The sequence below is a fragment of the Thermoplasmatales archaeon genome (assembly GCA_026127925.1).
Taxonomy (GTDB): Archaea; Thermoplasmatota; Thermoplasmata; order Thermoplasmatales; family Thermoplasmataceae; genus JAKAYB01.
Genome location: JAJSLM010000006.1, coordinates 30,730 through 53,777, shown reverse-complemented (window position 1 = coordinate 53,777; position 23,048 = coordinate 30,730). Strand labels below are relative to the sequence as shown.

The 23,048-nt window shown below is 42.7% G+C and carries 21 protein-coding genes; 13 read left to right on the top strand and 8 right to left on the bottom strand.

Annotated elements, in window-relative coordinates; all coding sequences use genetic code 11:
* Positions 1 to 78: 78 nt before the first annotated feature.
* Entirely contained in the window at positions 79 to 729 is a 651-nt protein-coding gene (locus LVQ96_06495) for a phosphoribosyltransferase (GenBank protein MCW6170804.1), read from the top strand.
* Positions 730 to 734: 5 nt separating this feature from the next.
* Here the strand turns inward: LVQ96_06495 and arcC are convergent, their stop codons facing one another.
* Complete coding sequence (gene arcC, locus LVQ96_06490) at positions 735 to 1,667, bottom strand: carbamate kinase (GenBank protein ID MCW6170803.1); 933 nt, start codon at positions 1,665 to 1,667, stop codon at positions 735 to 737.
* Between the two features lie 116 nt (positions 1,668 to 1,783).
* Here arcC and LVQ96_06485 point away from each other — a divergent pair, with 116 nt between their 5' ends.
* Positions 1,784 to 2,410 (top strand): mechanosensitive ion channel family protein, encoded by a 627-nt coding sequence (locus LVQ96_06485; protein ID MCW6170802.1) that lies wholly within the window; start codon positions 1,784 to 1,786, stop codon positions 2,408 to 2,410.
* Positions 2,411 to 2,419: 9 nt separating this feature from the next.
* Here the strand turns inward: LVQ96_06485 and LVQ96_06480 are convergent, their stop codons facing one another.
* A complete protein-coding gene (locus LVQ96_06480; protein MCW6170801.1) occupies positions 2,420 to 3,241 on the bottom strand; it encodes a glucose 1-dehydrogenase in 822 nt (273 codons plus the stop codon).
* Between the two features lie 347 nt (positions 3,242 to 3,588).
* Here LVQ96_06480 and LVQ96_06475 point away from each other — a divergent pair, with 347 nt between their 5' ends.
* On the top strand, positions 3,589 to 4,191 hold the full coding sequence (locus LVQ96_06475) for a DUF998 domain-containing protein (GenBank protein ID MCW6170800.1): 603 nt from the start codon (positions 3,589 to 3,591) through the stop codon (positions 4,189 to 4,191).
* Between the two features lie 15 nt (positions 4,192 to 4,206).
* Here the strand turns inward: LVQ96_06475 and LVQ96_06470 are convergent, their stop codons facing one another.
* Positions 4,207 to 4,803: a hypothetical protein gene (locus LVQ96_06470; protein ID MCW6170799.1), complete on the bottom strand. Its 597-nt coding sequence runs from the start codon at positions 4,801 to 4,803 to the stop codon at positions 4,207 to 4,209.
* A 93-nt stretch (positions 4,804 to 4,896) separates the two neighbouring features.
* Complete coding sequence (locus LVQ96_06465) at positions 4,897 to 5,238, bottom strand: hypothetical protein (protein MCW6170798.1); 342 nt, start codon at positions 5,236 to 5,238, stop codon at positions 4,897 to 4,899.
* A 115-nt stretch (positions 5,239 to 5,353) separates the two neighbouring features.
* Between LVQ96_06465 and LVQ96_06460 the strand changes: the two genes are divergently transcribed.
* The 5 genes from LVQ96_06460 (at position 5,354) to LVQ96_06440 (ending at position 12,568) form a co-directional block, all read left to right on the top strand.
* Positions 5,354 to 6,544, top strand: a complete 1,191-nt coding sequence (locus LVQ96_06460) for a glycine C-acetyltransferase (GenBank protein MCW6170797.1) — start codon at positions 5,354 to 5,356, stop codon at positions 6,542 to 6,544.
* Between the two features lie 81 nt (positions 6,545 to 6,625).
* Positions 6,626 to 7,513, top strand: coding sequence for a DUF6159 family protein (locus LVQ96_06455; GenBank protein MCW6170796.1), 888 nt, complete (start codon positions 6,626 to 6,628; stop codon positions 7,511 to 7,513).
* Positions 7,514 to 7,700: 187 nt separating this feature from the next.
* Positions 7,701 to 8,759: a glutamine-hydrolyzing carbamoyl-phosphate synthase small subunit gene (gene carA / locus LVQ96_06450; protein MCW6170795.1), complete on the top strand. Its 1,059-nt coding sequence runs from the start codon at positions 7,701 to 7,703 to the stop codon at positions 8,757 to 8,759.
* Complete coding sequence (carB, locus tag LVQ96_06445; protein ID MCW6170794.1) at positions 8,749 to 11,946, top strand: carbamoyl-phosphate synthase (glutamine-hydrolyzing) large subunit; 3,198 nt, start codon at positions 8,749 to 8,751, stop codon at positions 11,944 to 11,946. The genes carA and carB overlap by 11 nt, the downstream gene beginning before the upstream one ends.
* On the top strand, positions 11,924 to 12,568 hold the full coding sequence (locus tag LVQ96_06440; protein ID MCW6170793.1) for an endonuclease III: 645 nt from the start codon (positions 11,924 to 11,926) through the stop codon (positions 12,566 to 12,568). Before carB ends, LVQ96_06440 begins: the two co-directional genes overlap by 23 nt.
* On the opposite strand, the gene LVQ96_06435 is transcribed toward LVQ96_06440, so the two are convergent.
* Complete coding sequence (locus LVQ96_06435; protein ID MCW6170792.1) at positions 12,555 to 14,000, bottom strand: FAD-dependent oxidoreductase; 1,446 nt, start codon at positions 13,998 to 14,000, stop codon at positions 12,555 to 12,557. The genes LVQ96_06440 and LVQ96_06435 overlap by 14 nt on opposite strands.
* Before the next feature lie 198 nt (positions 14,001 to 14,198).
* On the opposite strand from LVQ96_06435, the gene LVQ96_06430 reads away from it, so the two are divergent.
* The 5 genes from LVQ96_06430 (at position 14,199) to LVQ96_06410 (ending at position 19,801) form a co-directional block, all read left to right on the top strand.
* A complete protein-coding gene (locus tag LVQ96_06430; protein ID MCW6170791.1) occupies positions 14,199 to 15,341 on the top strand; it encodes an NAD(P)/FAD-dependent oxidoreductase in 1,143 nt (380 codons plus the stop codon).
* A 56-nt stretch (positions 15,342 to 15,397) separates the two neighbouring features.
* On the top strand, positions 15,398 to 16,447 hold the full coding sequence (locus LVQ96_06425) for a hypothetical protein (GenBank protein ID MCW6170790.1): 1,050 nt from the start codon (positions 15,398 to 15,400) through the stop codon (positions 16,445 to 16,447).
* On the top strand, positions 16,422 to 17,564 hold the full coding sequence (locus LVQ96_06420) for a CoA transferase (protein ID MCW6170789.1): 1,143 nt from the start codon (positions 16,422 to 16,424) through the stop codon (positions 17,562 to 17,564). The genes LVQ96_06425 and LVQ96_06420 overlap by 26 nt, the downstream gene beginning before the upstream one ends.
* Positions 17,565 to 17,638: 74 nt before the next feature.
* Complete coding sequence (locus tag LVQ96_06415) at positions 17,639 to 18,292, top strand: helix-turn-helix domain-containing protein (protein MCW6170788.1); 654 nt, start codon at positions 17,639 to 17,641, stop codon at positions 18,290 to 18,292.
* 150 nt (positions 18,293 to 18,442) lie between these two features.
* A complete protein-coding gene (locus LVQ96_06410) occupies positions 18,443 to 19,801 on the top strand; it encodes an MFS transporter (GenBank protein ID MCW6170787.1) in 1,359 nt (452 codons plus the stop codon).
* A 26-nt stretch (positions 19,802 to 19,827) separates the two neighbouring features.
* Here the strand turns inward: LVQ96_06410 and LVQ96_06405 are convergent, their stop codons facing one another.
* The 3 genes from LVQ96_06405 to LVQ96_06395 form a co-directional block, all read right to left on the bottom strand.
* Positions 19,828 to 20,331, bottom strand: coding sequence for a 3-isopropylmalate dehydratase (locus LVQ96_06405; GenBank protein MCW6170786.1), 504 nt, complete (start codon positions 20,329 to 20,331; stop codon positions 19,828 to 19,830).
* A 1-nt stretch (position 20,332) separates the two neighbouring features.
* Entirely contained in the window at positions 20,333 to 21,559 is a 1,227-nt protein-coding gene (locus tag LVQ96_06400; protein MCW6170785.1) for a 3-isopropylmalate dehydratase large subunit, read from the bottom strand.
* 113 nt (positions 21,560 to 21,672) lie between these two features.
* Positions 21,673 to 22,905: an MFS transporter gene (locus tag LVQ96_06395; protein MCW6170784.1), complete on the bottom strand. Its 1,233-nt coding sequence runs from the start codon at positions 22,903 to 22,905 to the stop codon at positions 21,673 to 21,675.
* Positions 22,906 to 23,048: the final 143 nt, after the last annotated feature.

Genomic DNA, 23,048 nt, shown 5'->3' with positions numbered 1-23,048 from the left:
CTTAATCACCGCACCATAGTGCCATAGAAATTGTTGAAAAGAAATTAAGTAAACCTAGACATATTGGTTTGATCAATAATGGAATTTAAGGCATACCTTGTTTCATGGAACGAGATCGAAGAATGGTGCAAGAAACTGAGAGATAAAATTATCGATTCCTACAAACCGGACATCATAATAGCGCTTTCACGCGGCGGCCTGGTACCAGGAAGGATTCTATCGGACATGCTGTGGATCAAAGATCTTGTTGCAGTGAAGACTGAGCATTGGGGCGTTACGGCAACGAGAGATGGAAAAGCAACTTTGAAAGATCCAGGAAGCCTTGACCTCTCCGGAAAGAACGTTCTCATAGTTGACGATATAACAGACACGGGACAGAGCATGAAGCTTGCTTACGATTATGTTGTAAAGCAGCAATCGAAAGCTTTGAAGACCGCTGTCATGCTCCACATAACGAGATCTTCCTTCAACCCGGATTACTATGCTTCAGAAATCGAGGAAAAAGACTGGACCTGGTTCATATTCCCGTGGAACGTATACGAAGATATGGGCAATCTTGTTTTGAAAGTCCTCACCCAGGAAATGGAGACTGCGCTTATAGAAAAAAAGCTTGAAGACAACTTTGGTCTTGTGCTGGAATCAGGTCACCTTGACAGCATACTCAATGATCTTGTAGCAGCGAAGAAGATAGAGAAGCCATCAAGCGGTCTTTTCGGGCCACCATACTGACTCCATCATCTTTCTACAACCGTACCGGAATAACCGGAGATTACGTTTTCCGCGTCATCCAGTGATCCTATGATCGCTTCCTTGCCACCCTTCTTTACGAAATTAATCGCTGCCAATACTTTTGGACCCATACTTCCACTTGGAAGAGCCCCGCTGTTAACGAGGTTTCCCGCATCGTCCGCAGAGATGTGCTTGATGATTTTCTGATCCGGCTTCCCATAATTGATGTATACGCCATCAACGTCAGTAAGAATCACGAACTTATCAAGCTCAAGTATTGTAGCTATCAGTGAGGAACCGAGATCCTTGTCTATGACAGCGTCTACGCCTTCGAATCCCTTCGCCGTTCTCACAACAGGAATTCCACCGCCACCGACGCATATCGGTAAGAATCCATCCTTCAGTAGCCCAAATATGGAGTTCCTTTCAAGTATGTCCATGGGTTGAGGTGATGGGACCAGCCTCCGGTAACCCTTGCCGCTCTCCTCACGCATGATCCATCCGCGTTTCTCAACCAATTTTTTTGATGCGTCTGAATCATAATAGGGACCTATTGGTTTAGACGGTTTCTGGAAAGCTGGATCATTTTTATCTACGACAGTGCGTGTTATTATCACGGATGCTTCCTTGGAGATCCCGGAAATTGCCCTCACAGAATCGTAGGCGCTTACAAGTATTTCACCTATGAGACCTTGAGACATTGAACCGCATGCATGAAGTGGCATTGAAGGAGTTATCTTATTCGAATATTCATTCTGCAGAAGTATGTTCCCAACCTGGGGGCCATTGCCATGTGTAATGACGACCTCATTTTCAGAGACGATGTGTGACATTCTCTGAAAAGACTCAAAAGCACGCCTGTATTGGGACTCATATGTTGCCTCGTCTCCATTTCTAAGAAGTGCGTTACCACCAAGTGCAATAAGTATGCTTTTCATGCAAAACCACAGGAACACCAGTATTTCCGTATCGATATTAAAATCATCTGGTTTTATGACATTTATTTTTTGTCTACAATTATATTTAAATAGAGGATAATGTTGTCAACATGTAAATGTCTGAAGTAACTAAGGGCATCAGAGATTCCATAGTGAAACTTATTGTCTACATAGTTTTGTTTGTTGCCGTGACAGCGGTTATAGATAACCTTATAATTCCACTGATTGCAAAGGTGTACATTTCTGCCTATTCTTACACACGCTATGTTGATGTGCTTCTAGCAATACTCTTCGGATATCTAATAATCAATGCTTTTTCGCAGATCATATACTGGAACATGAGGATAAAACATGATCATGGCACTGCTGCGGCAGTTAGGAATGTAGTCAGAATTATCGGGGTAGGTGCGCTTGTAGCAGCAGTTATCGGCTCGTTTGCAGGTGCTATTGCTGGTGTGGCATTTGGGGGATTCCTTGGTATTGTAATTGGTATGGCTCTCGCCTCGACTCTGGGCCAGCTTGTTTCAGGCCTGATAGTGCTGATAAGCAGACCATTCAAAATACATGATAGGATAAACCTACTTGGAGATGACGGCAAAGTCATAGACGTAACTGCCATGTACAGTTTTGTTGAGAGAGCAGATAAAACAGTAGTGGTCTATCCAAATAATCTAGTTACGGCCAATAAGTTGTACGTAGAAACCAACATGGTTCCTCCGGAACCACCGGCACAGCCTAAATAATTTTGCTTTTTAACCGCCGTGCTTGAACGCCGGATAAAGGAGCATGCCGCCGTCTACCACAAGAGTCGTTCCCGTTATGTACGAAGCTAGATCACTTGCCAGGAATGTTACTGCCTCGGCTATGTCCACAGGTTCACCCATTCGAGGCATAGCGATCTTTTCCAGCAGATCCTTGTATGTGTCCGGGTTATTCCAAACATTCTTGTTTATTGGAGTCTTGATCGCGCCCGGAGCTACAGCGACAACCCGGATTCCAAAATCTGAGACTTCCTGAGCCAATGTTTTCGTGAACATGGATAGACCTGCTTTAGCGCTGCAGTACGCAGTATATCCAGACCACGGTAGATATTCGTGAACTGAAGTGATGTTGATTATGACTCCATGTCCGGATTTCTTCATCCTTTTGACGGCTTCCCTTGCACAGTAGTAAGGCCCCATGAGATTAATTGCTATGACCTTCTCCCAGTCTTCGGGAATGTCATCTCCGCAGAGTTCTCTCTTACCATCAATTCCTGCATTGTTGACGAGTACATCGATACTTCCTAGTTTTTCGTCTATGCTATTGAATATTGATTCCACTTCGCTCTTGTTTGATACATCACCGCCAAAAACTGCTGCTTTTCCGCCACTATTGTTAATCTCTGCCGCTACCTGATCCGCCTGCTGCTTCTCTGAATGATAATGTATGGCAACTGTTGCGCCGGCCATTGCAAGGTACTTCGCAATCTCCATACCTAAGCCGGAACTTGAGCCTGTGACGAGAGCAACTCTGCCTTTCAAATCTATGCCAACCTTAACAGCTGGAACTTTATTTGTATTTTCTTCAACCATGGGAAATCACATCTTTGATAATACAATCCAACTATTGCATTTAACTATTTTTGTCCCAGATAGTTGATGCCACTGCCTTTCATGCGGTGTCATTTGCTTCGATAATACATCAAACCTATCGACACGCCGGCTAAAGCACGTTGAATGCATTCTCCGATGTAACAATGTAGTATAAACGTTTTGCTGCATCAGATCCCACTGAGTACTTAAGGGAAATTCAACTACAAACAAAGAAAGGTCCACAAACATTTACTTTTCATAGATTCTCTTGCAGTTCCCATAGATGAGTTCAACACTTGAGCACAATAAGAACAAAAATTTATATTAAAAAACGTATATACATATTCATGGAGAATAGAGAAGATAAATCTAAAGCGCTGATCGTATTTGGTATTGCTGCTCCTGTTTTTACACTTTTGCTCATATGGATTAATATTTTTCTTTTTCCTGGTGGTTTCTCATGGTACAAAAATGCACTGAGTGACCTTGGCGTTCATACTTATTCTTATCTTTTCAACTACGCAGTGACTGCAGGGGGGCTGATGATAGCCGTATTTGCCTACGGAATGTACAGAAAAGGTTTCTCGAATGTACCCACAACTGTGCTTTTGATAATAGGAGCCATAGGTCTTTCAATGGTTGGGCGCTTCAACGAGAACGCCGACCCCCATGTGCATCTTATATCTGCTCTGTTCTATTTCCTATTCTTCCCTATAGGAATAATATACTACAGTCTGACATATGCATTGAAGCATCTGGCACTAGTTCCTGTTGGGCTCGTCATGGCAGCCATATCTCTTATTGCCATCATTACGGGCATAATACAAAGTGTTACAGATTTTATTTATACTGGATTCGGGCTGGGACTTTTCGAGATGATAGAAGCAGTGGCACTTTCAGTTTGGATCATAGTTGTCTCTGTCTATTTCCTATCGCCAGAAAGGCCTTAGGATACCTTTAGCCGATCAAGGTCCGCCACATTTTCCTTTAGTTACGACATCGTTGAAAAGTTGGACGTAATTAGCTGAGCATGCGTAATACGCACTCTTCACCGATTTTGGGTTTGGCGCAAAACCTTTCAGGGAAGTACCCGTCTGTTCGTCCCAGTCTACAACCTGCTCTTTATCATACAAGACGCAAAATTCGGCCATCCCATTGGAACTTACAGGATAAGCTACAACGCCGGTTGGTTCGGCTCCCTGGAATCCACCCTCAAGCATGGACCACACCTGCCCTGGAGATAACGTAAAAACAAATGCGATTAGATATTGTCCATTGAAATTCACCGGAGCAACTGGGGCTGAATTGTTTTCAGCACCCAGATCCTCAAGCGCCTTGTTTTCTGACCATGACGTGTTGAATCCCTTGTTTGCGAGGTAGACAGGAAAATACGCGTTTCCAAAATAGTAACCGGATCGGTAAAGTACTACCGATCGCTCTTTCTGCCCAACGTTAGAAAAGGTGTACTCGACCGTTCCTTTGACCTGATCGTACCATTTCCATGAGACTGTCACACGTCCAATAAGCGGTTTTATTCCGGATATTATTAGATCTTTTGGCATAATATAACATGCAGGAATATCTATTTTATATTTCTGCTTTGAAGTTGTTTTTCCGGACCAATGACCTAAAAGGAAGGAATAATTGAAGAATCATCAAAATGTCATTGGAACGAAGCCCTTGTTCATGAAGCCAGTGATGACTGGCCCGATAGGATCGACGGAAAAACCAAGATGCTTGAGCGATTCAGTTATATTGTCCCTTTGTGCGATGTTTGAACATGCGATAGGAACAATACCAATATCACTGCCTTCTTTAATCAGATCCTTAAATTCCTCGTCCTTGGTAGCGAGTTTTTCCGACGGCCCAAACAGCACCACCTCGACTTCGTCCATCCATTTGAATTTTTTAGATAAAACTGCGAATCTCAATCCTGTAACTGCCTTTTCTCTTGCCTCTTCTCCAGATGAAATTATTACCAATAATTTTCCAGCCATAAAGCCTGCAAGCTAATAAAGTATAAAATCACAATGTAGCCATAGCATGGTAAATAATTCAGGGACTGGGTTATAGAATTACAAAAATTATAATTCCATGGCGAAATACTTATCCATGGTTTCCAAAGGACTTGATTGGGTAAGCAGGGAAATTGAGGAACTGAAGAGTTCAGGAAGATTCATACCGATAAAGATCTTGCAGAGCTCTCAGGGAGCTTGGGTTAAGATTGATGGAAAAGACATGCTAAACATGTGCTCGAACAATTATCTCGGCTTAGCTAATGATCCAAGAGTTAAGAAGGCAGCCATTGACGCGATCGAGGAATATGGTGTCGGCGCAGGCGCAGTAAGATCTATAGCAGGCACTGAAGAAATACATGTTAAGCTCGAAGAAAAGGTTGCGAAGTTCAAACATATGGAATCTGCACTTGTATATCAGGGTGGATTGCTCGCAAACACTGGTACGATACCTGTCCTTGTTGGAAAAGAAGATGTTGTTTTCAGCGAAGAACTCAACCATGCGAGTATAATCGACGGTGTCAGGTTAAGTTCGGCACAGAGAGTTGTGTATAAGCACCTTGATATGAATGATCTTGAAAAAAAATTAATGGAAGCTTCGGGAAATTCCGGAAAAAAGCTGGTCATATCCGACGGAGTTTTTAGCATGGACGGAGACATAACACCGCTACCAGAAATCATTGAAAATTCCGAAAAATATGGTGCCATGAGTTATGTTGATGATGCCCATGGGGAAGGAGTTCTCGGCGATCATGGAAGAGGCATATGCGACTATTTCAAGGTTTCAGACAAGATAGATATTGAAATGGGTACCTTTTCGAAGGCGATAGGATCAATGGGAGGATTCGTTGCTGGCAGCAATGACCTCATAGAATACCTTAAGAGAAAGTCCAGACCATTCCTTTTCAGCAGCGCGCTTAATGCTGGTGATGCAGCTGCGGTTCTAAAATCAATAGAGATCTTGGAGAGCGACGATTCCCTGGTCAGAAAGCTCTGGGAAAATTCCGACTACCTTAAGAAGGGCCTCAGCGAAGCCGGATTCAACACAGGACACAGTAAAACACCGATTACGCCTGTCATGGTTGGAGACGAGAAAAAGACCCTGGAATTAAGCGATCGGCTTTTTAGGGAAAAGAATGTTTTTGCATCACCGATTGTGTACCCGACCGTCCCATCTGGAACAGCTAGAATAAGGTTGATGCCTTCGGCTCTGCATTCGAAAAAGGATCTTGATTATGCAATCTCATCATTTTCCGATATAGGAAAAAAACTCGGGATAACTAAATGATTGAACATAAATATTAATATTTTTTTTAAGAAAAATTAACGTGGCGTAACGCTTTAGTAATGATTCTTAATAGGCTAAAATATGTTTGAAAGGATGAAAGCTGGCTGGAGATTGGCAAGGCAAGTAAGAGAAAGCGTCTCCAGAAGCAAGAGTCTGTTTTACTATCCTCTGATATCAGGTATTGTTGCCATAGCTGTATTTGCATTTACATTCGTTTCTCTTTTTATTTCATTTCCACTGAATTTTACTGTCGGCGGTTCTGTAGAAATCTACATATTGTCCCTTCTGGTGGCCTACATAGTTGTAGGCTTCGTCTCAACGCTAATACTTCTTGCAATGCTCATCGCATATCGTGCTAATAACTCGGGAAGTCCAGTATCACTGAGAGAGGCTTTTGGCAGGGCATGGGCCTACAGGCTTCAGGCCCTAGAATGGGCACTGTTCTACACAATGCTGGTAGTCATACTCAGGATAATTGAATCACGATTAAGAGGGATCGCTCAGCTCGTGATAGGTGCTGTGGGATCAATGATGATAGCGATTGCGACATTTTTTGCCATACCATCGATACTTGACAATAAATCTGGGCCTATTAAAGCCGTGAAAGAGAGCGTATCTACCATCACGAGAAATTTTGGAACAACGTTTGGAGGTGTCGCCTATGTCGATCTCTACACCCTAATATTTACACTCGGTGGCTTTGCTCTGTTATTGCTTGGAATTTTCCTCATATCCGTTGCACTTCCAGTCTTTATCTTGGTGGCCCTCATAATCGCAGGGATTGCACTTATGGCTTTTGGGGTTGTCCTTAATTACACTTACATGAACGTTCTTAAGCTTGTGCTCTTTGATTACATAAACGGAAAAGGTCTTCCTGAAGGTTTCAATGAAGACGACATAAAGTCTGCAATAAAGAGGAAGAAATCACGCACTATGTTCAATCTATCCAGCGGACAATCAGAATTTTAATCCAGATTTCGCTTAGCATCTCGAAAAAAATTACGTACATGATCAAAAAAGTTGAAAAGTATTTTATTGATATTGGTAATACTTATTTTTGAAGACCAGTGATAAGCGAGATAAATAACTCAATATTTTTTCACAATTCTGGGTGCATTTATTCTTCCATTTCCTTTGATCAGATGGATGTGATTCCATGAAGCGCTTTCTTGTGCTTCAGGATGGATCAATATTTGAAGGTACTGGATATGGATATACGGGGGAGAGATACGGTGAGCTTGTTTTTACAACCTCAATGACTGGTTACCTCGAATCCTTATCGGATCCATCATACAGGAATCAGATACTCATTTTTGCATCTCCAACTATAGGAAATTACCCCCTTGAACATGGAAGAGAGGAAAGCTCCGAGGCTCAAGTATCTGGCCTCGTAACAAAGGATGCCCATGCAATTCTAAAATCCGGGGTAGGTTGGGATTCATTCAATGATTACCTCATAAGGAATCATGTGCCAGGGATAGACATGATCGACACCAGAGCCCTTGTCCGAAGAATTCGAGACAGGGGTGTAGAAAGAGCGTACATAACATCCTATCCGGAACTAAAAAGAGAGTTCGAAGACCCGATGGCGGAAGATGTTGTGTCAAAAGTTTCATGCAAGAAGGCTTACGGTGTCAACACGGATTCAAAGTATAAGATTCTCTACATAGACGTTGGGACAAAGAAAAGCCTCCTGAACGAGATTTCTAAAATTGCAGATCTCTATGTTGTACCATACAATTATAACTTTTCTGAACTTGAGTGGAATTACGATGCTGTCTTCATATCCAACGGCCCAGGTGACCCAAGCCACGAATCCCTGAGGAATGTGGTAGAATTTATAAAGGATAAATCAGGAACGGTACCAATATTTGGTGTCTGCTTAGGGCACCAACTCATTTCACTTGCCTTTGGCGCGAAGACTGTGAAGATGAAGTTTGGACACAGAGGATCAAACCATGCTGTGTCCGCCGGGAACAAGATTCTGATAACGACACACAATCATGGCTATGCAGTGGATGAAGCATCCATGAAATCCACGGGGCTACAGGTCACGCAGAAGGATGTAAATGATGGTACCGTTGAAGGCCTGAAGCACGCATTTTTGCCCATATATTCAATTCAATACCATCCTGAGGCTTCTCCCGGACCGCATGACGCGAGGGTTTTCTTTGAATTTATTCAAAAGGAGGTAGCAAAGCGGCATGCCGATTGACAGGAGCATAAAAACCGTCCTGGTCCTGGGTTCCGGCCCGGTCATCATTGGCCAGGCAGCAGAATTCGACTATTCTGGATCGCAGGCATGCCTTTCACTGAAGGAGGAGGGGGTCAAAGTCGTTCTCCTCAACTCTAATCCTGCAACCATTCAGACCGACCATGAGATAGCGGATCGCGTTTACATAGAACCGATAAATGTTGATTCTGTCTTGGATATAATAGAGGCTGAGCATGTCGACGCGATCCTTCCAACCATGGGTGGCCAGACTGCATTAAATCTCGCCATAGAACTGGACAAGAAACATGTTTTAGATAGCCACGGGATAAGAGTTCTGGGCACGTCGATAAGATCCATAGAGATCGCTGAGGATAGGAGAAGTTTTCATGACCTGATGAACAGAATAGGAGAGCCTATCACTTCTTCCGTCAGACTCAGCAAAGATTCTTTTAAATCCGGGGTTGAAGAACTAAAATTCATTCCCGCTATTGTAAGAACCTCGTTTTCACTTGGCGGATCAGGAGGACTTATCGTCAGAGACAAGGATCAATTAATGAGATTATGCTCTGACTTTTTCTATGCGCACCCTGAAGAGGAACTCGAACTGGAAGAATCCATAGAGGGGCTCAAGGAGATTGAATACGAGGTAGTAAGGGATAATGAAGGCAATTGCGTGATCGTTTGCAACATGGAAAACCTCGATCCGATGGGCGTTCATACGGGTGAGAGTGTTGTTGTTACGCCTTCTCAGACATTGAGCGACATGGACTACCAGATGCTCAGAGACGCGTCCATAAAAATAGTTTCAGCTATAGGCATAAGGGGCGCATGCAATGTCCAGTTCGCACTCGATCAAGACCTCAATAAATACTACGTTATAGAGGTCAACCCGAGGACTTCCAGATCATCCGCTCTTGCATCCAAGGCAAGCGGATACCCAATCGCACGTATAGCAACAAAGATTGCGATTGGTTATAACCTTAATGAAATCATCAATCCGATAACAAGGTCGACATATGCTGCGTTTGAGCCGTCGCTTGATTATGTTACTGTAAAGATTCCAAGATGGCCATTCGACAAGTTTTCCACTGACAGGACGATAGGCGTACAGATGAAATCCATAGGCGAGGTTATGGGCATTGGAAGGACGTTCGAAGAAGCGTTCATGAAAGCTATCGCTTCCCTCGACACACCCGAATCCGGCCGCATCCTTCTATCGAACCACGAGCATGATCTTGAGTTTTTATTGTCCCAACCATCGGACCTTAGAATTTATGCCATAATCGAGGCGCTGCTCCATAATATGGATCCGGAGAGGATCGCAAAACTTTCAAGAATAGATTCTTATTTCATAGAAAAGCTTAGGAATCTCACCGATAGAATTTCAAGAATGAAACGTGGTTTCATTCCTTCCGACCTCCTGGAGATCAAGAAACTTGGAATCCCGGATTCTGTAATATCTGTATTCACTGGCATATCTGAGACCGATCTCGTGAAGAAAAGATTCGATGGGGGCATTCTTCCAGTCTATAAGGCCATAGATACATGTTCCGGTGAGTTTGAGGCAAAGACGCCTTACTTCTATTCTACATACGATCAGCAGGACGAGTTCCCACCCCCGGCAGACAAAAAAGGAACCGTGCTAATAATCGGATCCGGACCAAACAGGATATCGCAGGGCTTGGAGTTTGATTATGTCTCCGTAAAGATGATAGCTTCACTAAAGAAACATGGCTACAGGGCGGTGATGATAAACAGCAACCCAGAAACAGTTTCAACTGACTTTGACATATCAGACACGCTCTACTTTGAGCCATTGACGATCGAACATGTGTCAAATATAGTACGGAGAGAAAGCCCATGCAGGATTATTGTGCAGTTTTCAGGTCAGACGGGACAGAACATGGCTATGCCACTGCAGGATATATTCGGTCCAGATATTTTTCTTGGCACGTCTCCAGAGAATATTGAGAAGATCGAGGACAGAACGAAATTCTCAAGGAACTTGAAATTTTTTGGACTGAAACAGCCTGATTTCATAATAGTTAACCACATGCAGGAAGCCGTCGAAGTATCTCAAAACATAGAGTTACCCGTTATTGTCAGGAGCAGCTTTATCATAGGCGGAAGGGCAATGGACATAATCACGGATAGGGAAATCCTTCACGAAAGGCTCGCCAACTTGTTTGAAGATAAACCAGATTCCCACATACTCATAAGCAAGTATATAGAAAACGCCACGGAGATCGACGTTGATTTTATCTCGAACGGAAGAAAATCGGTAATATGTGGAATTTTGATTCATGTTGAGGAAGCAGGTACACATTCCGGGGATGCAACGATGCTGATGGGGCCGAGGATACCGGATGCAAAACTTGTAAAGCGCATTCAGAAGATTGTAGACATGCTTTCCAGGGAGTACGATCTGACTGGACTTTCAAACCTGCAACTGGCAGTTAAGTATGGCGAAATTATGATCATAGAGCTGAACGCCAGAGCGAGCCGATCTGTACCCTTTGTATGCAAAGCGACAGACATAGACTGGGTCAATGAGGCATATTACGCAATAATGGAGGGAAAAATAAGAAGAATAGATAAGAACAACCATGGATACTTTGTTAAGATTCCGGCATTTCCTTTCAACAGATTCCTTGACGTTGATGCTGTCCTAGGTCCGGAGATGAAATCCACAGGGGAAGCCATGCTTCCCGGAAAAACCCTTGAAGAGGCTGTTGCAAAATACCTAAAATTCCACAAGATATCGCTACATGGAAATTCTGTTGCGCTCATATCAGTTAGAGACGAGGATAAGGATCAGATCGTGAATATCGGAAAAGAGTTTTCAAATATTGGCATCCAGATCTTCGCCACACCCGGAACAAGAAAAGTCTTGATGGAAAATGGTGTTAATTGCGATGTGGTCTATAAGATGGAGGATTTACGCCAGCCAAACGTTGAAGATTTCATCCTGGAGCATAAGCCTGATATCGTGATAAATACGCCATCGCTTCGCTCTGGTCCTATCCGGGATGGAAACCAGATAAGGAGGCTGTCGGTGAAATACGGGATACCGTTGATAACAAACATAAAACTTGCAACGACGACCCTCATCGGGGCGAGCAGTGTTGCTACGAAGAGCAGAGAAATAAGGAGCTACTGGAACATTGAACAGGAAAAAAGCAATTGAAACGTTTCCACGAATATACAAGGAAATAAGAAAGATGAGTCCACCTCATCATTTTGAATTCAGAGATCCATTCTGGGTTCTTATCACAACAATGCTTTCGCACAGGACGAAGGATGAGGTTACAGATGCCGCTGCAAGGGGCCTCTACAACAAATACAGAACTGCAGAAAACCTGAGCAGTGCAGATGTCAATGACGTAAAGGAACTGATAGCAAGAGTCGGATTCAGCAATGTTAAATCGGGGAGAATAATAAATGCTGCACGCTTAATTGTAAATGAATTTGGAGGAAAGGTTCCGAAAAACCTTGAAGACATGACCAGGATACCGGGAGTGGGCAGGAAGACCGCAAATGTTGTTCTCTCGGACTCCATGTCAATTCCGGCCATAGCCGTAGACACTCATGTTCAGAGAATAAGCGTCAGAGTAGGGTGGTCAAGATCATCTGACCCAGAGGAAACCGAACGTATTCTCGAAAAGATAGTGCCAAAAAAAATGTGGATTGGGTTCAACCCTACAATGGTGGAATTCGGAAAAACTATTTGCAAGCCAGTGCATCCGTTATGCAAAAAATGCAGGATAAACAAATATTGTGAATATTATAGCGGGACTAAACGGGGTTAGGCTTGAACCTGGTCTTCGCGTCCTCTATGTTTTCTTTTACCCTGCTTTTAAAGGATATAAACTCATCAGGACTCTTCGGGTAGTTCTCGTATATGGCGTTCATTTCCTTCATTTTTGACATGACGAAAACAAGGTTTCTGAAAGCATTAATGTTGCTTGCTCCCTTGAGGACAAACTTGAACTTTGATGCAAGACTAAGTTCGGGAACAAGACCCAGTGTTATGTCAGAAGCTTCCTTTGTAGTAAGAAACTTATTCATTCCATAGTTGAGGACCTTGTTGTTAAGAGACTGCAGGTATATCCTGAATATCTCCATTCCAGCGGTTTTCTTTCCATATGCTTCATTGAACTCAAGGTTATATTTCCACATTGCTTTTACGCTTGTATCTCTGCTCTCTACAGCGAGAGCTGCATTCTCTCCAGCCAGAACCCCTGAAATGAGTGCAGGGCCTATACCGCCTGCGCTTATAGGGTTGGGCATTACCATGCTGTCCCCGGCACCGAGATAACCTTCGTAGACAAGCGATTCCATCTGCCTTCTAACGGCAACGGACCAGTTTCCCTTACCGTTGTTGTTCTTGTTGAACAATTTCAGGTTCTTGAATACTGGATTCCATTTCACGTACTGATCAATAAGGCTCTGAAGATTGTCAGAGCGCCCCATAGCTTTGTTTCTTATCTCCAGGCTTGTTTTCTGGACGCCTAGACCTATGTTGATCTTGTTGTCGCTCTTAGGAAAGACCCAGCCATAACCTCCAGGTGCAATTTCGTTGTTTAAGTGGATCAGAGCGTTATCCGGATCGTAGTAACTCAGATCTGTATGATCAAGCTCGAATTCATAGATGTAACGGCCAGTATACTCCAGATCGTCTATATCTACGGTTCTATCGACATATGGATTTTCTGGAAGTTTCCTCCTGATGACAGTCGATACACCTAAGGCATCGATGACTACCTTTGAGTGAAACTTAATCTCGTTTTTATCCTTGTCTCGCCCATACACGCCAACGATCCTGTTTGATTCAATTAATGGGCCGTCTACTTCGAACTGGGGTTTGTAATCAGCACCGGCTTTAAGAGCTATGTTCAAAAGCTTAGTTTCGAACTCTGGCCTATCAAGGGTATATCCAACGCCATCAAACTTGAAGCGAGTGGAGAGATCTGGTGATATGGCATAGACGCCGTCGACTTCCCTGTCCAGTTCAGGTTTTCCGAAAGAAACCCCGAGCTTCCTTGTTATATAATCTATATGAGAACCGGCCACAGCATCTCCACATATCCACCCGGAAATTGTCTTTCGGCCCACATTATCTTGATCATTCCTGTCAAGAATTATTACCTTCAAACCAGCTTTAGCTGCCATTGCCGCTGCAACGGTACCTGATAGTCCCCCGCCAGCGACCACAATATCGTAATCATAGCTGTCTTTCATATTAATGTCCTCTCACGTATCCGAGATTTTATTTAAAATTTGCCGATGATAACCTTACGTCAACACCAACCTTTATGAACATTCCATTTAGCCCCGAACGCTACAAATATTTGAAAAAGATTTAAGCGTAATACCGCTTCTTTTGTTTTAGAGTCGAACAGTCATGCTTTTAATGAAACTATCAATCAGGACCTACACATGGGAGAGAATGGAAATTCCAGATACGATGTTGCCATTATAGGTGGTGGCCCATCCGGCACTTTAGCCGCTAGGAAGCTGAGTGAAAACGGCCTGAAAGTGATTGTGCTTGACAAAAGAATTGAGATCGGTGCTCCCGACATGTGCTCAGATCTCATAAATTCAAGGTTGCTAACGGAAACAGGAGTAAACGCAGATAACATATTACTTGACCACATTAATGAAATAACTTTTGCTTCTGATAAATCTGGGGCATCGTTTTACATGCATTCTACGCCAGAAAAAGATGTTTTCAATGCTGTCATAGCTGGAGATAGATTCCAGAAGGAACTGGCAAGTCTTGCAGTTGAAGAAGGAGCAGCAATTGAGATAAGATCAGAGGTCAAAGATATCCTGAAGGAAAAAGATGGTTACGGCCTACACGTCTTGAAGATGGGAAAGTACCGAAACATACAGGCGGATTATGTTATAAATGCCACAGGTGGAATAAAACCATTGCTACTGAATAGCGGCTATCACAATGCAGCAGAATTCGACAACTTTTACTTCATGTACAAGAGAGAGGCCTATTCTACAGAAAATCAAAAGCCCACTATTCACGTGGGTACCGGCGATCCAAGGATAATAGAATATCAGATGCCCGTAGCGAAAAAATGGATCAACTATGTTTCGGTTGACTCAGTGGATATGGTTAAAGAGAGAAGCGAACTTTATGAAAATAGCGTAACCTCTGGGAGTGAAAAAATTATGGCGTTGCAAAACATCGATTACGGAAACGGAAGATTCCTCAACATAGGATTAGCTTCTGGACTTTTCAACCACTTCTTTTTCACATCGTACAATGAAGCATTCTCCACAGCAATGGCTGCTGCTGATTTCATTGTGGAAAGCCAGGGAACAGAAAATAACAGCAAAATCAGAAAGTATGAAGGCCGAATTGAGAAGAGATTAACGGAGGAGGACAGGCTTTCACACTTATTGACCAAGACAATCATGGAGAGTAGAGAGACTGCATTTGAAAGCTTTATGGAGTGCCTTTCTGGTATCGAACTTAGTGAAATCTCTGTGAGTGAGATCTTTAGAAAAACAGCAGCTAAAAATATTGATGTCCTTGCGTTACTGATGGATGCTGGCGGACCGTAAAACTTTAACACATTATATGCCTACTTCAAATAATCCTATGCGTTGTTATTCCTGCAATGATTAAAGATGATACCCTCAGGGAAGGCTTACAGGCCCCTGGAATGGCTTTCACAATTGAAGAGAAACTAAAATTGGCGTCGCTTCTGAAGGAGGCTGGAATTAAGAGCGCGCTTGTTTCATACCCTTCGGCGCACGAAAGTGAGGTTGCTGTAACAAAAAAAATTGTTGAACAGAACATATTTAACGAAGTGTTTGCCCTTGGTCGTACAACCAGAGGAGATGTTGACACAATTCTCCGTACAGGGGCAAATATAGCCCTGCATCTTCCATTCAAGATCGACGACATAAGTAGCGTATATGATGCCGTTAAGTACGCCTCTAACAGCGGGAAAAAAGTAGAAGTTGCAATTGTAGACGTTATAGATTTTTCTCTGGAAGACATTGAAAAGCTTGTTAGGGGGCTTAGGGAAAACGGTGCAGACGTAATACAGTTACCAGATACCATGGGAAAGGGAACACCGGAAAAGATACGGAGGGTTGTTAATTTCGTAAGAGGAATAACGGATGCAGAGATTGAAGTTCACTGTCACAACGACTCTGGGAGCTCGATAGCAAATGCACTGGCCGGGATCGAGGCAGGAGCGGATCATGTTGATACAACTATATTTGGAATAGGTGAAAGAAACGGCATATCAGACACGGCCTCACTGGTTTCAATTCTATCTTCAATGAATGTTCCAACAGGTATAATAATGCCTAAGCTTATGGCCGTCTATGATTATTTAAAAGCGTTAATTGTGGAAAAGATCGGAATAGGTTTTTTTGCTGACAATTTCCCGATGTATGGAAAAAATGTAAAGATCCACACCGCTGGCACACATGCAGCATTTGGCGATGTTTTTGTGGGAAAAAACTTTTCGGTTAACGTATACACGGGACGTAACATGTTAAAGAATATATTGAGGTCAGAGGGTCTTGCCGTGGATGAGGGAAAACTCAAGGTACTAATGGATCTTGCAAAGGGGAGATCCGTTGAATCTGGGAAGCCGATCTCATTGATTGAACTTAAAAAGATGTGGGGTGACATTTACGGTAAGAGTAATTGAAGTTGGTCACATTGTAGCTGGACCAACTGCAGGCCTAATTCTTGCAGATCTTGGGCACGAGGTAATAAAAATAGAAAACCCTGACGGTGGAGACATAGCTCGAAAGTTAGAAGGATCAAGTAAGGGTGCTTTTCCAACGTTCAATAGGAACAAAAAAAGTGTGGCTATAGATCTGAAGATGCCTGAGGGAAAGGAGGCGTTCAAGGATATCGTTAGGACTTCGGATATCTTGATAGACAACCTTAGCAACGGTACCATGGATTCTCTCGGACTCGGCTTCAAGGATCTTAAAAAAATACGGCATAATCTGATTTACGTATCAATACATGGATACGGCCCTGGTCCGCTTCAGAACAGAAAATCCCTTGACTACCCCATAGAAGTGCATAGTGGTATGGCCTTCATGAACGGCCTGAAGAACCGCCCGCTTAGGGTCGGTGCCTCAGTTGTTGACATCTCTTCTGCCCTATTTGGAGTTGTAGGTGCTCTAGATGCTCTTTCTAAGAGGGGGGGAAGTGACGAAGCAAAAAAGATAGAAATCGGTTTATTCGAAACTGCTATGTTCCTTGTTGGGCAGCACATCGTGACCGAAGAGATGCTAGGAAAAGAGCTCGATCCTATTAATGAGAGTGGGTTTGCTTGGGGAATTTATGACTTTTTTAATACAAAGGATGGGAAAAAGATATTTATCGCGGTAACAACAGATAATCAGTGGAAGAAGTTCTGCCTTTCCTTTAACATGGGGTTTTGCGCCGAAAGGATTTACGAACACAATGATGGCAGATACCTCAACAGAGATACTCTGATACCAAGGATAGCTGAAAATATCAAGCGCCTCAATTCTTCAGACGTCATAGAAGTTCTTGAAAAAAACAACATCGTTTTCTCCATGCTTAAGAAACCATGGGAGCTTCTGGAAGACGATCAGGCAAAGGACAAGTTTGTCAGAGTTGATTACGATGGGAAAATACTAAGAGTACCTGCGACTCCAGTATACGGAAATGAATATACTGGCATGGTACCAGATTTAGGGGCGGACACTGATGCCGTGCTTAAGTCATTAGGTTACTCACAGGAAAAAATTGATCATCTAAGAAAAATAAGTACTTTACTTTGAATTACATCGGCAAATGACGAATTAAAATATATAAAATATAGAAAATCTTTATTTGTTGCTTCCATTAGAGTACTATGCTCCTGGTTAACCTAACAATTGTAAGCCAGTGCGGTTTGACACTAGCTGCAGATTCTTCTGAAAGCAGTATAATAACAACTTCTGTAAACCACAGATCAAATGGGAAAAATATGGTATTTGCCTTCAGTGATGATAAGAACAAGGATTCCATGAGGCATGATTTATCCAAGGATTTTCTTGATATCCATATTTCAAAAATGAAGAGAGCTGTTTTCATATACGGAGAAAAGAAAGGTCATGGGATGATCTCAGCCATATCGGAAGGGAGTGGATTATTGTTAATGCCCGTGATAGCAAAAAATGGGACCGAAAACTTCGGATACGTTGTCAAGGATCTGGAAGGCATTGAAACAGTGGAAAAGAATGTCTTAAAGTCTGGCAACAAGATCGAGACAATGAATTACGATCGAATAAATGATGAAAACATTCTGTTGAGTTCTTTCAATATATTACACTATTACCCTTTGGCTAATATTACCCCTGTGGAATGGAAGATTCTTAGAATTGCCTATTCTGCCGGCTATTACTCGTGGCCAAGGACAGCACAGCTTTCAAAGATATCAAATTCCGTGGGCGCTTCTAAGACCAGCGTGCTGTATCACCTGAGAAATGGAGAGAGGAAGATTTTACAGAAGTTCTTGGGAAATTAATTATTCATTGCTGTAACACAGCCTCGCCTAACTTTTTCGTTGGCAATTTTATCAGTGGGAAAATAAATGTCTCAACGGTCAAAATATTCTGAGTAAAACTTTAACCTGTTACAAGGTAACTTTAAATATTTCTAACTAGTGCATCTTAATATGGTAGACCCTAGGTACGATCCTGAAAATATTGCAGGAAGGCTAGAACGATTACCGCGTAGCAGTTTTCATGTAAAATTTGCTCTTATGCTTACAAGCGGAGAGTGGGCTGAGAGCTTAATGTTGCTTGGAAATGGAGCTATTCTTGGGCTTGTTGCAACAGCTTTTGCCTTAACCGGAGATTTGTCCACATATGCACTTCCGGCATTCTTCTTTGTTGGCGAGTTCATAGGTTCCATTCTATTCGGAAGGCTTGCAGATACCAGAGGAAGAAGGGCAGTGTTCCTGATCAATCAATTGTTATTCGGTCTTGGAATGATTATTGCCGGATTCATGACCGATTGGCAACTTGTTGCAATATTCGTATTGATAGGCGGTATAGGAGTTGGAGGGGAGTTCCCACTGGTAGACAGTTATGGAACTGAAGTTTTCACTGGAAAAAACAGGGGAGCGTGGCTTGCCCTGATCTATACCATAGCGGTTACATCTGCACCCTTGATAATATACATCACATCACTGACCGCCAGTATCCCATATTACTCTTTCAGGATACCACTCTGGATCATGGGGATATCAGGGATAATTGTCTGGTTGGTAAGATTCAGATTAAAGGAATCCCCGAGATGGCTGGCGAATCATGGAAAGATGAAAGAAGCCGAAAAGATGATGGACAAGATAGAAGATGAGGTAAAGAAGAGTACCGGGTTAAAAGAACTCCCACCTGTTACGGACACTCTTGAGACCCCGATTCAGGTTTCTAAATATAAGGACATATTTGCAAAGGACGTGAGAAAGACCACTATAATGATGGCGATTTTTATGTTTTTCCAGTCTGGCATATTTTATGGATTCGTCACGTTTGCCCCAGGATTGGTCGTAGTAGCGTATCCCAAGAGCGATCCATTAGGAGCTGCAGCGGTGATATTCTCTGGTTTCCTGGTAGGAAGCGTGTTCAATATTTTCATTATAGACAAAATAGAAAGAAAGTGGGGTATTATAATGTTCGCCATCCTTGGTGGAGTTTTCGGAACATTCTTTGCTATAATTCATGGGCTAGATGAAGCAGTCATCTTTGGATTCCTAACAGCTTTCATGCTGTGGAACTTCTCGAACTTCATGCATCAATATAACGCAGAGATCTTCCCTACAAGGGTCAGAACCACAGCAGCCGGGTTCGTCTATTCTATAAGCAGGATCTCAACAACAATTCTTGTCCTGTTTATTGTATTTTTCATAGGCGCCAAAAACGCACCTGGCATATTCACGTTTGTGTGGATTCTGGTTGTCATAGTTTCCCTAGTTCTAATACTGCTGGGTCCAAAAAGCACAAGGAGATTTGTTGAGCAGATTGCAAATTAGGACCTTTCCTAATTTTTAACACTTTTTTATTCTGTTAACTTATCCCGATTCACACTTCCATTTTGTATCACTTTTTTAGCGAAGTTGATCATACCTCCAGCCATCAGTATATCCCTTGGTATACCAGACGGCGAGGTGAAATGCAACACCGAATTCTGCGAACGGATTTCCTCGTCCTCGAATGATACTGTTACCTCGTCACAATCACTGAATAACGTATCGAAATTATATGTACCTACGAATAGCCCAACATTAATAGCGTTTCTGAAGAAAAGCCTCGAAAAACTTTTTGCAAATACCCCGCCTATTCCTATTTCCCTGAGCAGGGCTGGGGCCTGTTCCCGAGATGATCCTGATCCAAAGTTTTCCCCAGCTATTATGATATCGTCCCTTTTTACCTGCTTCGAAAAGTTCGGGTAAATGGATTCAAAGCAGTGAACCTTTTGCGACTCTAGAGGCAAATGCAAGTAGCCGCCAGGCGCAATAACGTCTGTATCAATGTTATTTCCAAACAGAAATATTCTTGCCATTTCACTCACCCGGTACAGTTATCTTGCCTGAAATTGCACTTGCCGCAGCAACATAAGAATTTGCAATATATACCTTACTGGTGGGATCGCCCATTCTCCCCCTAAAATTCCTGTTTATGTTCGTTATGCATACTTCATCTTTCGCCAAGACGCCCATATGCAAACCTGCACACGCTCCACAAGTTGGAGGAGCGACCGTTGCACCTGATTCCACGAAGATTCCTATAAGACCTTCTTCTAGAGCATGTTTATAAATGTTCCTTGTAGCAGGAACAATAATCAATTTAACTCCGCTTTTCACACGATTCCCCTTTAAAATTTTTGCTGTTTCTCTCATGTCTGAGAGTGTGCCGTTTGAACAGTTTCCAATGTAAACCTGATCGACATCTGTTCCCTCATAGTCCACAACTGGCTTTACGTTACCAGGTGAATACGGTGCTGCAATAAGTGGAACCATTCCTTCCATTCCTAGATCCAGTTCTTCGTAATCCGATCCGTAATCAGAAATAACATCAGCGCCGAGATTGTGTAGAGCCTCGTTCATGATAATGGATGTCTTCGCTCCAGCCTCAACGGTCATGTTCGCTATGGCGAGGTTGTCGTCCTGGGACATGTCGCATTCCTTATCAAGCCTTACCTCTATTGATTTGTAATTTGCCCCGTTTGTCCCGAGGATAGATAGAATTTTTAAAACTACATCTTTTCCGGTTACGAACTTACCCCTTTTACCATGCACTCTAACTAGAATAGTTTCTGGAACTTTGAACCACAATTTACCGATTGAAATGAGTGCGGCCATATCTGTAGAACCGAGACCGATACCCATTGCGCCAACCGCGCCAGCAGTAACAGTATGAGAATCTGTTCCCGCAACAAGCATCCCGGGTAGAATAATCCCATTCTCAATCAGGAGGGTGTGCTCGATCCCTTCACCCCATGGGATAACTGTCCAGCCTCTATTTTTTGCAAATTCGACAAGATTTTTCTCGTTGTTTGAACTGGCAACATCCTTTGGTGGGAAAATGTGATCATTAACTACAACGATCTGCCCAGCAAATCTCACATTCCCATTGTCTATCCGCTTCATACTCTCAATTGTCATTGGCCCAAGGACATCGTGAAGATAGACCAGATCGGGACTTGCCCAAACAAAGTCTCCCGCCGTTACGTCTTTGCCGGTTACACGTGAAAATATTTTCTCTGCTGATGTCCTGCGATTATGAATCATTTTTCTGTATCACCTGAATCAAGCACTCAACTTTTATTCAGGTAGTATTCAATACGAGAGAGATAAACATTTTGTATTCTGAAAGTTAATTAAAAAACGTGAGAGAATTTTTGTTATGCTTCTTCAGACGTACCAGAAACCTCCGAAAGGTTATGGGAGGGCCTTGGAGTGGCCACAATGAACAACAGGCAAAGCACAAGTGGAATTATGAGTACGTAAATTCCAGCTAAATAGTAACCGACTATTTTTATCATAGCTCCCATCAGGCTTGATCCGATAATTGTTCCAACATTGAATATAAGAAACATGAATCCAACTGCTGACCCTCTCCATTGGTCTTCAACAGTTTCCTGTGCAAATGCTGCAGTGTTGGAATAAATACCGTACCCCGCACCGAAGAGTATTGTGCCTATGGCCGCCGTCAGCACTATCGGGGTCTTTAGGAATAGTATAAGAGAGCTCACCACAAGGACTGACCCCGAAATAATCAGGACAAGTTTCCTCATCACTCTGTCTCCAAGGATTCCTCCTGGCAGAACTAGGATCAGGTATGCAAGACCAAAGAAAGAGTATATGAAAGTAGCTTCAGTTTCAGTGAAGCCGAAGTTGATTAGGTAAGGAGTGAAATAGCTCTCGAAAGCAAAGAAGGCGATGCCGAAAAACAGGAAGGAAATGGATATGAGAATCAGTGAACTGTTAAGGATCTCCAGGATGTTTCCTTTCGGTTTTTTGTACAATTTGTACTTTGATGGAACAAGGGCAACAACAGTAGCTATCAGGGCCACTCCTGCCACACCAGCGATTATAAATGGTATATCAAACGTGGAGACTGTTGAAAACCGGGAATAGATATAAGGCGACACGAACAGCCCAAGACCAAAGGCAATCCCTTCAGATGCAATGACTGTCTGCCTTGCTCTAGGCCGAATGTCACCTAGGAATGCAATTATTTCAGGCTGGATCATTCCTGTACCAAAACCAACCAAGAATCTGTATGCAACCAATTCGTATTTATTAGTAACAAAACCCGTAAGTGTGGAAAAAAGAGATATTATTGCCAAGGAAATAAGAATGCCATCCCTTGTTGTAATCTTGTCGAAGATGTACCCACCAATCACGCTGAATATCGCTATTCCAGCTGCAAATCCTGAGCCAGCAATTCCAATGTAAATCGAATTCGGGCTGAGATGTATGGCACTGACAATAAACGTCCCACCAAAGAAGAAAAGGTTAGCGTCAAAACCAACAAGGAACATTCCAAGAGCGACAGGTATGACTACCTTCAACAACCCTCCAATAGTACTTGCCTCTTTTATTACTGTTATATCACTCTTTTGTCCATCCATGATACTTTCTAGCACGTTAAGACGTATCACTATTTAACTTTTTTTTAATAATTAATTTCCATTAGTAATATCCTAAACGAATCAATTCAATTTATCTAAAGTCCCATGGCTTTTCTTCAGATAGTATGCGATAAGCCTGCGTA